This is a genomic window from Flavobacterium sp. DSP2-3-1 (assembly GCF_049896865.1).
GTDB lineage: Bacteria > Bacteroidota > Bacteroidia > Flavobacteriales > Flavobacteriaceae > Flavobacterium.
Map to the genome: position 1 here is coordinate 291,192 of NZ_JAFCVD010000003.1, position 12,923 is coordinate 304,114.

Genomic DNA, 12,923 nt, shown 5'->3' on the forward strand with positions numbered 1-12,923 from the left:
AAATAGGTCGGGTATTTTATTTCATTTACACCACAAAAAAACCGAACTATTTCTAGTCCGGTTTTAACAAAATAAATATTAAATTTAAAGCAAATAATTAATCTTTTGAAGATTTTACAGCTAAACTGTAGATTACTAAACCAAAACCAATTTTATTGATCGCATCAGCAATATTATAAGCGACGTCAATATTACCAGCTGGTATAAATCCGTTGTACCATCCTGATGTCCCCATCATGTATCCTAATGGATAGATAGACCAACCAACAAGTACAAACCAACACAAAATTTTGTGTGCTTTTTGTACTTCGCCTCCAGCTGCTGCCGCTAATTTTGCAGCTTCGCCTAACCAAATTTCGTATACGATTAAAAAATAAGCTACTCCAGAGATGAATCCCCACAATGCTGCATTTTCCGGTGAAATAACCTCACCAATGTAACCTGTTACTAACATGATCACCGAGTAAATAATCATTTTCCATAATAATGACTGTTTTGCTCCTGCTACTTTTAGTATCAGATAAAATTCTAAACACATTAACGGTACGGTCAGTACCCAGTCTACATAACGAAAAAATGTAGGCGATTCACCAAATGAAGCCCAATAATCTCTCATGTAGAAATAATGCACCGCAGCAATAAAGGTTATTAGCCCTGATACTAATACTGAAGTACGCCACTTTTTATCAAATTGGCTCAAGGATAAAAAGAAAAATGCCGAAGCGGCCATCATTGCCATACAGCCCACAAAAAATGTAAAACCTACGTAATCGGTTGGGGATAATTTTCCGACTAATCCTGAAATAAACATAAAATTTGTCATAAATAAATAATTTTAATGGTTTTTGTTTACTCAAATATAGTAAAAGTTAAACAATAAAAAATGATTTTTGTTTAATATTTTTTGACTAATTTTAAACGATAATTAAAATTTATGAAAAATTATTCAAATATTGCAATTGTAGCCAGTTTTTTAGGGTTGTGGATGGACTCTTTTTTAACAGATAAGCTTCAGATAATATTGGGTTTCCTCCTAATTTTTACTTTTGGTATTTTGCATGGTGCAAATGATCTACTTTTAATTGAAAATATCGATACCACAAAACAATCCAATTCAAGACTAAAAACATTAGGGTATTATATTGCTGTAGTTTTAACAGGTATACTTTTGTTTTATACAATACCTTATGTGGCGCTTCTATTATTCATTATTGTGAGTGCGTACCATTTTGGAGAACAGCAATGGCAAACTTTTATTCAGCATAAATTTCCACAATGGCTCGTAATACTGTTCCAATTTTTATACGGATTTGTAATTTTATTGTTATTGTTTAATTTTCACTCTGGTGAAGTGCAAAATATCATCTTGAACATCGCAAATATTAGTATACCAAGCCAGTCTTTATTTTTACTACTGCAAATTTCAGGCATCGTTTTTATCGGTTTAAGTGCTTATTTGTTTTGGAAATCAGAAAAAATCAGAAGTAAACTGCTTTTGGAATTCTTCTATTTGGTTCTGTTTGCAATCCTTTTTAAATCTTCCAGTCTAATATGGGGATTCGCTATATATTTTGTCTTGTGGCACAGTATTCCTTCTATAATTGACCAAATTAAATTTTTGAATGGCTCTTTTTCCATGAAATATTTTATTGCCTATTGTAGAGCAGCAGGAATTTATTGGTTCATTTCAATATTAGGAATCACATTAATCTACTATTTGTGCAAAGGAGAACAGCTCTTTAATGCTTTATTTTTCTCTTTTTTAGCTGCTATAACATTTCCCCATGCAGCAGTAATTACAGAAATGTTTCGAGGTAAAAAACAAACTAAAAAATAAAACGCATAAAAAAACCGTTTACCAAAGGCAAACGGTTTTCTAAATCAACAGTAACGATGCACCGCAGTGCATCTTTACGGGAAATTATTATTTTACTTCTTCAAATTCAACGTCTTCAACATTGTCACCTTGAGTAGCAGCATCCCCTTGCGGTTGTGCTTCTCCTTGACCTTGTTCTCCTTGAGCATACATCGCCTCAGTTGCTTTTTTCCAAGCAGCGTTGATGTTGTCAAGAGCCGTTTGAATTGCAGGGATGTCTTGAGATTGGTGTGCCATTCTCAATTCAGTTAATGCATATTCTACAGCAACTTTGTTTTCATCAGATAATTTAGAACCTAATTCTTTTAATTGAGTTTCAGTTTGGAAAATCATTCCGTCTGCTTCATTCAATTTTTCTGCTCTTTCTCTTAAAAGTTTGTCAGAGTCAGCATTAGCTTCTGCATCTTTTTTCATTCTTTCAATTTCTTCAGAAGTCAATCCAGAAGAAGCTTCAATACGAATATCGTGAGATTTTCCAGTTCCTTTATCAGTAGCCGAAACTTTGATGATACCATTAGCATCAATATCAAAAGTTACTTCAATTTGTGGAACACCTCTTGGAGCTGGTGGAATACCATCTAAATGGAAACGACCGATAGTTTTGTTGTCAACTGCCATGGCTCTGTCTCCTTGCAAAACGTGGATTTCAACTGTTGGTTGAGAATCTGCAGCTGTAGAGAAAACTTGAGATTTTTTAGTTGGAATAGTTGTGTTAGACTCAATTAATTTAGTCAAAACACCACCCATAGTTTCGATACCTAAAGATAAAGGTGTAACGTCAAGTAACAATACATCTTTTACATCTCCAGAAAGAACTCCACCTTGAATAGCTGCTCCAATTGCAACAACCTCATCAGGGTTTACTCCTTTTGACGCTTTTTTACCAAAGAATTTTTCAACCTCTTCAGCAATTCTTGGCATACGAGTAGAACCTCCAACCAAAATAACTTCGTCAATATCTGAAACAGTTAAACCTGCATCTTTCAACGCTTTAGCAACTGGTGCCATAGAACGTTTCACTAATGAATCAGTTAATTTTTCAAATTGAGCTCTAGTTAATTTTTTAACTAAGTGTTTTGGTCCTGAAGCCGTAGCAGTTACATATGGCAAGTTGATTTCAGTTTCAGCAGAAGAAGACAATTCAATTTTTGCTTTCTCAGCAGCTTCTTTCAAACGTTGCAATGACATTGGATCAAGACGTAAGTCAATACCTTCTTCAGCTTTAAATTCGTCAGCTAACCAGTCAATAATTTCGTGGTCAAAATCATCTCCACCTAAGTGAGTATCACCATTAGTAGACAATACTTCGAAAACTCCGTCTCCTAATTCAAGAACAGAAATATCAAATGTACCTCCACCTAAATCGTAAACAGCAATTTTTTGATCTTTACCTTTTTTATCTAAACCGTAAGCAAGTGCAGCAGCTGTAGGTTCGTTGATAATACGCATTACTTTAAGACCTGCAATTTCACCCGCTTCTTTTGTAGCTTGACGTTGTGCATCATTAAAGTATGCTGGAACAGTAATAACTGCTTCGGTAACAGTTTGACCTAAATAGTCTTCAGCTGTTTTTTTCATTTTTTGAAGTGTCATAGCTGACAATTCTTGAGCAGTGTATAAACGACCATCAATATCCACACGTGGTGTGTTGTTGTCCCCTTTTACTACTGAATAAGAAACTCTTTTTGCTTCAGCTGTAATTTCTGAAAAAGAATGACCCATAAAACGTTTGATAGAAGCAATAGTCTTTGTTGGATTAGTTACCGCTTGTCTTTTAGCAGGATCTCCTACTTTAATTTCTCCACCTTCAACAAAAGCGATGATAGATGGTGTTGTTCTTTTTCCCTCTGCATTAGGAATAACAACTGCTTCATTACCTTCCATTACAGAAACACAAGAGTTGGTCGTACCTAAATCAATTCCGATTATTTTACCCATTTTTAATATATTTAATTTTTTGTATACATGTTTTAATGACTCGGAATCGATAAGTCAATCTTTGTGCCAATACAAAACGGCCTATTGAATTGTCAGTTTGTGTTAAAATTGGCGTAAAAAAATCTGACAAGATGACATTTCATTGGGTTTTTCATTTTGGCGGAAGTCGTAATTAGGAGCTGATTCCCGCTATTCGCTATATCTTTTCTTTTTTAAGAAAAAAAGAAAAGGATGCCGCTGCTATCGGGGCTAGGAAATCTGATTCCTAAGTTCATTTATTTTTATTCGATTACTTTAAAATTTCAATATCAATAATTCGTAATATATTAATTACATTAGCGGAAAGATAGAAAAGCTATTTGTAGCGCAAAGCATACCGATTTTGGGTGTATATGCGCTAGTTTGTAGCGAGAATATACAAGTTGGGAAAAATGCGCGACGCATCTTTCCCAATAGGCGCGCACTTCTCCCAACTTCGCGCTAAGCGCAACTTGGAAGCAGCGCCTAGCGCGCGCCTATTAGTGGCTATGCGAAAAAAAAACGAGAGTAAATTAGATTAAATTTAAGAATTAATCATAAAAATAATTAAAATATGGGATGGGTAGCAATAGGTTTAACAATTGTTTTCATAGGTTGGATTTTCTATCGACTTTTTATTAAAAAGGACTTAAGTAAAAATTTAAACAATTTATATTTTGGGCTATTTTTTGTAACAATATGGTTTTTATATTATTTGTTTATTATTACTTTTTTTTAAAGTCTTTTAATCAATTAATACTACAAGAAATTAATTATTATCCTGTATTTTACTCATTTTGTATTTTATTCACAAAAAGATAAATCCGCAAAGGAAGTTTTAAGTTCTGAAATATGTAAATATGTAAATGAGAAATTGTGGAAAGAATAACAAGCAAAAAGCACGGAAAATCACACTTTAACCCAAATAAAATAAAAATCAATATTGCAAAAAAGTATTGATAGAATATGTAAAAAATAAATTTAGAAAAAATAACTGTAAATAAAAGCACAGCCGCTAACACACGTCTTGCGCCATTTGCGAATTTAGTGGAATTACCGTTTTTTAACGTATTTTCGTTTAGCCGAAAATACTCGTCTTCGTAAGTCGCAAACGGCGCAAGGCGGGAGAACGTTAGTGGCAAGGCTACCGCAACGCACACCAAAAAAGAAATAAACCAAAACAAAAATTAAAAATGGCAAAAAATTATAGGCAATTAATAGAAAGTGTGAAAGGACGAATTAATCCTGAACATTTTGCATTAAAAAAAACATTTTCTGATGAACTTTCTACTATTTCCTACAGTGAAGTTTTAACATACATAAGATTGTCTATGAAAGGAGTTGAACCTGAATATACTCAAAAAAGTAAAGATGCAGGTGAAAGAGTAAAAGAACACTTATTAAAAGAACTTAATAATGTTAGTTTTAAATATCAAGGTTCTGTTATGACTGACACACACATAAAAGGATATAGCGATGTAGATTTACTTACAATTTGTGAAAAATTTTACCAGCCAGACAATTATAACATCAAAAAACTTTTAGAAAATTCAGAACAACGAGTAAAATTCTTTTCGTCATTACCAAAACTCGAAAAAGAAGTTACTGGCACAACGTATCAAGGCAACGAATTAGATGATTTGAGAAATCTAAGGATTGATAGCGAAAATATTCTATCCAAAGTATATAGCAATTGTGACAAATCCAAACCAAAATCTATCAAAATTAAAAATTTAAGTCTAAATCGTGAAGTTGATGTTGTAATTGCGAATTGGTATGATGACGTTACATCTGTAATAAACGACAAAGGCGATTATCGAGGAATACAAGTTTATAATAAAGATACCAATTCAAGAGGAAACGCAGATTATCCGTTTTTAAGTATAAAACGGATAAACGAAAGAAGTTCAATTACAAATGGTAGGTTAAAAAAAATGATAAGATTTTTAAAAAATACCAAAGCAAATTCAGAACAGAATATAGATTTAAGTAGTTTTGACATCAATGCAATTTGTTATGACATTAGTGTTTATGAATATCAAACTCTTTCGTTTTATGAATTAGTACCAATTATATATAATCAAATGAAAAATATTGCTACTGATGATAATAAAGCAGATAATTTAGTTTCGGTAGACGGTAGAGAATACATATTTAGAGGAAACACTTCAAAAAAGGAAAATCTAAAAAAATTATTAGCGGAAGTTGAAGGTGTTTTTCAAGATTTAAAAAACATTTTAAGATTATGATAAAAAAGAAATTATTTATTGGTTCTTCTTCCGAAGAGTTAAAACTTGCTGAAAAAGTAAAAGCAATTTTGGAAAATGATTTTGAAGTTACAATTTGGAACGACAACGTTTGGGATACTTCTATTTTTAAAATCAATCAAAATTTTTTAGCAGATTTGCTAAAAGCATCATTACAATTTGATTTTGGAATTTTATTAGGTACAAGTGACGATAAAGTAATGTTTCGTGGAAAAGAAATGTTGCAACCTCGAGATAATGTGCTTTTTGAACTTGGATTATTTACAGGTCGACTGGGAACTTCAAAATGTGCCTTTTTAATTGACAAAGAAATTAAACTTCCTTCCGATTTTAATGGATTAACTTTAGCAAGGTTTGACAAAACCGATGAAACAACACTCGTAAATGCAGTAAATCAAATTAGCGATTTATTCAAGGCTAGTTCAGATGATGAAATTAATTTTTTCCCTTCTGCAACTCTTGCATCAGTATATTATGAGAATTTAATAATTCCAATATGCCGATTTATCATAGACAATAATGGATTTAATAAAGATGGTATTTTATATAAAAAATGTAAAATAAACATAATTGTTCCTGATAGAATTAATCAAGATGTAAACTTGCAGTTTGAAAAGTTAAAGTCAATGTTTACAACAGAAAACATTTCATTTAAGTATTCAGGTAGACCAAGACAAATTAGTATTGACACACAAATAAAAAATGAAACAATAGAATTCATTGAATTTCCAACAATCATAACTGGAATAAATCACGCAATTTCAAATTTGTTGCCTAATGATTTTAATAAACAAAGTCCAGATTACAATACAATTCTTGATAGAGAATTAAGACGTTTTATAACAACTTTAAAATTACTTTTGATAAAAGGTGGTTTTGACGAAATGGTTACAGTTAAACGTGAAAATGAAATATAAATAAAAGCCCAGCCACTAACAGTTAGGGTTTCGTTGCGTGCGCAGCACCAACAATGAAACCCGTGTTGAACAGCCTGTCCCGTTTTTACGGGAGAACCGATTACCTGCCGTGAACACTATGGAGTTATCGTAAAGATTGTAGCGGTATTTTCAATAGGATTTTGTTCCTCTTTTTTTGCGGAGTGGTTTCAGCTTGGTTTTTTTCATATTTTCCTTCACTTTTAAACACAAATTCCCTTACCCATAAAATCAGCTTTTACAGGAACTTGAACTTTGGCTACCGCCAAGATACCAAGCAGGCGGACCGCGGTGGTCAAAAACTGCTATTCGGTGTAAATCGCAAACTCTTCGCAAAATGCACTAAAAATGCCAAAGGCAAAATCATCGAACTCTCCTAATACGCCCATTTGATTTATCAAAACAAGGTTAGAATCGAAAACAATTACTAAGTGTATCGCAGAAGGCAAGCTATAGTGGAACTTCCCTAGCCTGTTCCGCTCTTCGCGGGAGAGTGATAAAACGCCAATGGGACTTTTATTATATCATGACTAAGAAAATCATCAAACATGCCTCCGCTGATGTTGGATTGATTTTTTCAGCCTACAAACTGCGACGAAATATTTAATTTAATAGACCAAAATCTACTCAAACAATATCTAAAAGTATTGGCTTTGTATTTTGGGGTTCTAAGAGCAATTTTTAAAGCTTTTTATGGACTGTTTTATTTTGATACTCCTAAAGTGACTTTTCCCAGAAAGAATTTTAATTGTAGTTTAAATCACATATATTTACTCACTGATTAACAAAATACTATTCGTTTAGAGGTTTTTAGACGAACTGACGTTGGCAGTAATATTAAAAAACCGAAAATGGAAGAAAATTCACCTACTTACCAATTGATTAAAGGATCACCTAATGTTCTCTCAATGATTTATCAAGATTGTGCACAACCTTCTATCAAAAAAATTGGAATTGCTCTCGAAACTATATTTGAAATTAGTAATACTATTTTACTACCATTAAAATTGTCAAGTGAAAAAGCGAAAATAAATTTCACAAAAATTTTGGATGCTTACAGAGAAAAAATAGACAAAATAGACAATAGTAAATTGATAGATGTACCTACAATTTTAGGTATTCCAATTATTGATAGGTTAACGTATGTAACTAATAGAGAAATTGCTGACCTATATGTACGCTTATTAGCTAAAGCATCTTCAATAGATACTATTAATGAAGCACACCCAACTTTTATTCATATAATTGATAGAATGACAGTCGATGAAGCAAGAATTATAAATCATATTGAAAATCTAAATTCAATACCTTTTATAAATATTGTTAGTCGCTCGAAAGACAATCACGCTGAATATGTAAAACAAGCATGGAACTTAACTGCTTTAGAAAAAGATTTAGATTTAATTTGTCCAAATAATATAGATTTGTATTTGGACAATTTGGTTAGTTTACAAATCATAGAAGTACAAGGCAATTCTTTTAAGGTTGACGAAGATCTGTATATTAATCTTGAAAAAAATATTCTGAATTGATAGTTTCTTATGAGGAATGGAATACAAAAAATGTAGAATATAATCCAAAATGTGAAATCCAAAAAAGATTTTATGAAGTTACAGAGTTGGGAAAATTATTCATAAAAGCTTGCCGAAAATAAATACTACTGCCAACAGCTAGGGTTTCGTTGCGTGCGCAGCACCAACAATGAAACCCGTGTTGAACAGCCTGTCCCGTTTTTACGGGAGAACCGAGTACCTGCCGTCAACACTATGGAGTTATCGTAAAGATTGTAGCGGTATTTTCAATAGGATTTTGTTCCTCTTTTTTTGCGGAGTGGTTTCAGCTAGTTTTTTCGTGTTTTCCGTCACTTTTGAACACAAATTCCCTTACCCGTAAAATTAGTTTTCACAAGCAATAACGTTTTGGCTTCCGCCAAGATACCAAGCAGGCGGACCGCGTTGGTCAAAAACTGCTATTCGGTGTAAATTGCCTGTTTTACAACAAGGACACTTGGGTAAAAAGGGCTTCTTTTCTGCTTTTTCTAAAACTTTTACTTTAAGTTTTTCCTGTAAAAGTTTCAGCTTTTGACGCTTCCAAGTGCTGCTCAAAAAACCATAATGACGGATTTTCACACCCGAGCCCAAAGGGCGAACTGACGAAGTAAACCGTTTGGGCAAAATATGCAACGAAAACCGCCTGATAAATTCCTGATGAGTTAGTGTCATTTGTTTTTTAACGCCCGCTACTCGGTAATCCTTGTAATCAAAAGTCACGTTCTACTCGTCAATACTCTTAATTCTATTATTGCTGATGGCGATTTTATGGGTGTATCTTCCCAAATATTCCACCACCGACTTTGGACTTCCAAAAGGTTTCTTAGCAAATACTACCCATGGTTTTTGCCATAATTCCTGCCGGATTTGTTCGTATTGAGTAGGCGATTGCGCCTTGAGTTTTCCGCAAAATTTAGCCCTAAAAACTTTGGACAAGACCTTGTCTGATGTCGGCCTGATTTTTTCAGCCTACAACCTGCGTCGAATATTTAATTTAATAGACCAAAATCTACTAAAACAATATCTAAAAGTATTGGCTTTGTATTTTGGGGTTCTAACAGCAGTTTTTAACGCTTTTTACGGATTGTTTTATTCTAAGAATGAAGAATGCTTTTTTCCAAAAAGAATTTTAATTGTAGTTTAAATCACATATATTGACTCACTGATTAACTAAAATGAGTTCGTTTGAAGGTTTTTAGACGAACTGAAGTTAGTGGTAAGCTTATCAACATTGACTCATAACAACCATAAAATGAGTTAATTATATAATTTTTACAGTAAATGATATAAGAAAAAGTATTCAATTGACCGTTAACTTTATTTAATAATAATAAAAAATAAATTATGGACAATCAGCAACAACCTCGACGCAACTTTATCAAAAAATCTTTTTTAAGTACTCTAGCTGTTGGAACAGGAATTTCAATTCTAGCGCCAAGTATGCAATCCTTTACTACTTTCGAAGATGATGAAGAAAATGACCCAAATGCTAAAAACGAAAAGGAATTTCGAATGGGTGTAATTGGGCCTGCAGAATTATCATTAGTGACCAGCAAAATAGCCACAGAAAAAGCATCACAGAAAAACGCAAAGGAATTTGCGGGCTTTGAATTGACTGAAGCAATTGCAGTAACTACTGTTCTTAAAGATTTAGGCACACCAATTCCGCCAATGGATCCAAAAGCGAAAGCTACGCTAGAAAAAATTAAAAACACACCTCCAGGAAACGAATTTGATAAAACCTATATAAAGGCACAGCTTGAAAATCATGAATTCTTACGTGATTTGGCACAGGATTATCTTAACAATTCGAAAGGCAAAACTGCTGTAGCCGAAAGGCAGGGTAGGCATTTAGCAACACTTGCTTTAGCTACTTTTAAAGAACATGTCGCAATTACTCAACGTATTTTGAGCGAACTGAACGCTTAGTAGGTTATTCCAAAAATTAAAAATACAGGAGTCATTTCCTGTTTTTTTATTTATATAAAGCCAGCCACTAACAGCGCATAAACCTCATGGCTGGTTTTTATCAACTTCACGATTTTGCTTTCGAAAAACCTTTACCTTAGCCAAAAGAACTCAGTTCGTTTCGCCGCCACAAGCTCTATGCGCGAGACGTTGCAATCACATAAAAAAAGAACTATGAAACAAAAATTACTATTAGCATTACTATTGATCTTATCAATCAAATCATTTTCATAAGATTCAAAATTTAGCATTGAAGCTAGTTACCCGATTCCAATTGGAGATAATTTTATCGCAGAAAACTATAACGGAATTTTTGACATTGGAGCAAAATATAGATTTTCGAAAATAAAAAATATCAACATTGGAACATCTATCAATGGTGGAATTTTAGTAAACAACACTAATGACAATAATGGGAATCAAGACTTTAAAGATAAATCATATCTTATTCAACCAAAAATTTTTGCTGAACTTACAATAGAATCAATTTCTAAATTACACCCATTTATAGGATTTGGATATACTTTTATGGTTTTCGATGCTTCAGGAACAAATAACGGATTTGATGTTTCAGGTTTAAGTAAAACAGACAGTGGAATAAATGCTAATTTTGGAGTTGCTTACGATATAACTACTAAAATATTCATAGGGATTCAATATGATTATGTGAAGTTAAATGTTGCTGAAGAAACCCTAAATACAACATTTAATACTAACGTAAATCTATTAAAAATTGGATTAGGTTTTCGAATATAATAAACTATCCGACCGCACTGACATCCGACAATCGTTAGCGAATTTTTGCAATCCGTTTCCATAACAATAAGACACAAAAAACAAAAGCTATTAATTAATTCAAAAAAAACATCAATCACTTAAACCAACAATCATCATGAAACAACGTTCCAAACATTTTGCACTAAAGACAATCCTAATTGGTGTATTCATTCAGCTAATTACAATAACGGTTTCCTTTGGCCAAACAAAAGCAGAACAAATCGATAAGTTGATGAATCTATATTCAGAATACGGGCAATTTAACGGCTCCATTCTTGTCGCTGACGCAGGTAAAGTCATTTACAAAAAGGGATTTGGAATGGCAAACATGGAATGGAATATCCCGAACCAACCGGATACCAAACATAGATTGGGTTCCGTTACCAAACAGTTTACCGCTATGTTGATTCTGCAATTACTTGAGCAGGGAAAATTAAAGTTGGATGTTCCTATTACAACCTATCTTCCTGATTATCCTAAAACATTGGGCGATAAAATCACTATTCATCATTTACTGACGCACACATCTGGAATTCCTAATTATACTTCGTTTCCTATTTTCTTGAAAGAAATAAGTTTCAATCCATACAGCCCGGAAGCTTTTGTGAAAAAATTCGCTGACTTACCGCTGGAGTTTACACCAGGCGAAAAATTTGCGTACAGCAATTCCGGCTATTTTTTATTGGGTTACATTATAGAGAAAGTTTCCGGTAAAACCTATGAGCAGTTTTTGCAAGACAATATTCTTACACCACTCAAAATGAATAATACAGGATTCGACCACCATGAAACGATTCTGAAAAACAGAGCTTCCGGTTATGAGAAAAACGGTAAAAACTACAGCAATGCCAGTTATCTTGATTTGTCTATCCCCTACGCTGCCGGTTCTTTATATGCTACCGTAGACGATTTGTATTTATGGGATCAAGCGCTTTACACAGAACAGTTACTTTCAACAAAAAATAAAGAGCTGTTATTTAATTCCTATATTCCTGCAGGACCGGGACAATATGGTTACGGATGGTTTATCAATAAGGCTTTCAATGGAGAAAAAAATGAGAGTATCCTGCTTACTGAGCATGGCGGTGGAATAAATGGATTCAACACCTTGCTTTCCCGTATTCCTTCTGACAAAAATCTAGTAGTATTGTTAAATAATACGGGCGGTACGAACTTAAACGAGATGAGTAAAGCAATTAGAAATATTCTATACAATCAACCATATAGTTTACCTAAAAAATCATTGGCTGTTGCTTTCGTAGACGTAATTCTGGAAAAAGGAATTATTTCGGGATTAACTTATTTTAATGAAAATAAAAATTCAAATACCTATGCTGTCAACGAAAATGAAATGAATAGCGCAGGATATCAATTATTACAAACCGGAAAAGTAAAAGAAGCAATAGAAGTTTTTAAACTAAATGTAGAAGCGTTTTCAAAATCAGGAAATGCCTACGATAGTTTGGGAGAAGCCTATTTAAAAAACGGAGATAAAAAGCTGGCGATTATCAACTATAAAAAATCATTGGAGCTAGATCCAAATAATGAAAACGGGAAAAAAGTATTGGAAGAAATTTCAAAGTCCTAAATTAGT

Annotated in this window: 9 protein-coding genes and 1 pseudogene; 7 read left to right on the plus strand and 3 right to left on the minus strand. The window is 33.1% G+C overall.

Going from position 1 to position 12,923, the window contains the following annotated elements; translation table 11 throughout:
- Positions 1 to 97: 97 nt before the first annotated feature.
- Positions 98 to 823 (minus strand): bacteriorhodopsin-like, encoded by a 726-nt coding sequence (locus ACP7AT_RS05265; protein WP_426063296.1) that lies wholly within the window; start codon positions 821 to 823, stop codon positions 98 to 100.
- Between the two features lie 111 nt (positions 824 to 934).
- Between ACP7AT_RS05265 and ACP7AT_RS05270 the strand changes: the two genes are divergently transcribed.
- Positions 935 to 1,837, plus strand: a complete 903-nt coding sequence (locus ACP7AT_RS05270) for a Brp/Blh family beta-carotene 15,15'-dioxygenase (protein WP_426063297.1) — start codon at positions 935 to 937, stop codon at positions 1,835 to 1,837.
- An 87-nt stretch (positions 1,838 to 1,924) separates the two neighbouring features.
- Here the strand turns inward: ACP7AT_RS05270 and dnaK are convergent, their stop codons facing one another.
- Positions 1,925 to 3,814, minus strand: coding sequence for a molecular chaperone DnaK (gene dnaK / locus ACP7AT_RS05275; RefSeq protein WP_426063298.1), 1,890 nt, complete (start codon positions 3,812 to 3,814; stop codon positions 1,925 to 1,927).
- Positions 3,815 to 5,025: 1,211 nt separating this feature from the next.
- Here dnaK and ACP7AT_RS05280 point away from each other — a divergent pair.
- The 3 genes from ACP7AT_RS05280 to ACP7AT_RS05290 all read left to right on the plus strand — a co-directional run bounded on the left by ACP7AT_RS05280 (position 5,026) and on the right by ACP7AT_RS05290 (position 8,566).
- The gene (locus ACP7AT_RS05280; RefSeq protein WP_426063299.1) at positions 5,026 to 6,081 is read left to right on the plus strand and encodes a nucleotidyltransferase domain-containing protein; all 1,056 of its coding nucleotides are present in this window, start codon (positions 5,026 to 5,028) and stop codon (positions 6,079 to 6,081) included.
- Entirely contained in the window at positions 6,078 to 7,016 is a 939-nt protein-coding gene (locus tag ACP7AT_RS05285; protein WP_426063300.1) for an STING domain-containing protein, read from the plus strand. Before ACP7AT_RS05280 ends, ACP7AT_RS05285 begins: the two co-directional genes overlap by 4 nt.
- A gap of 869 nt (positions 7,017 to 7,885) precedes the next feature.
- Positions 7,886 to 8,566: an Abi-alpha family protein gene (locus ACP7AT_RS05290; protein WP_426063301.1), complete on the plus strand. Its 681-nt coding sequence runs from the start codon at positions 7,886 to 7,888 to the stop codon at positions 8,564 to 8,566.
- A gap of 363 nt (positions 8,567 to 8,929) precedes the next feature.
- Here the strand turns inward: ACP7AT_RS05290 and ACP7AT_RS05295 are convergent.
- Positions 8,930 to 9,526, minus strand: a pseudogene (locus tag ACP7AT_RS05295) (IS91 family transposase); the annotation flags it as partial.
- A 402-nt stretch (positions 9,527 to 9,928) separates the two neighbouring features.
- On the opposite strand from ACP7AT_RS05295, the gene ACP7AT_RS05300 reads away from it, so the two are divergent.
- The 3 genes from ACP7AT_RS05300 (at position 9,929) to ACP7AT_RS05310 (ending at position 12,917) form a co-directional block, all read left to right on the plus strand.
- Entirely contained in the window at positions 9,929 to 10,513 is a 585-nt protein-coding gene (locus tag ACP7AT_RS05300) for a DUF4142 domain-containing protein (RefSeq protein ID WP_426063302.1), read from the plus strand.
- A gap of 327 nt (positions 10,514 to 10,840) precedes the next feature.
- Positions 10,841 to 11,308 carry an outer membrane beta-barrel protein gene (locus ACP7AT_RS05305; RefSeq protein ID WP_426063362.1) on the plus strand — a complete coding sequence of 156 codons (468 nt, stop codon included), beginning with the start codon at positions 10,841 to 10,843 and terminating at the stop codon, positions 11,306 to 11,308.
- A 136-nt stretch (positions 11,309 to 11,444) separates the two neighbouring features.
- Positions 11,445 to 12,917 (plus strand): serine hydrolase, encoded by a 1,473-nt coding sequence (locus ACP7AT_RS05310; RefSeq protein ID WP_426063303.1) that lies wholly within the window; start codon positions 11,445 to 11,447, stop codon positions 12,915 to 12,917.
- Positions 12,918 to 12,923: the final 6 nt, after the last annotated feature.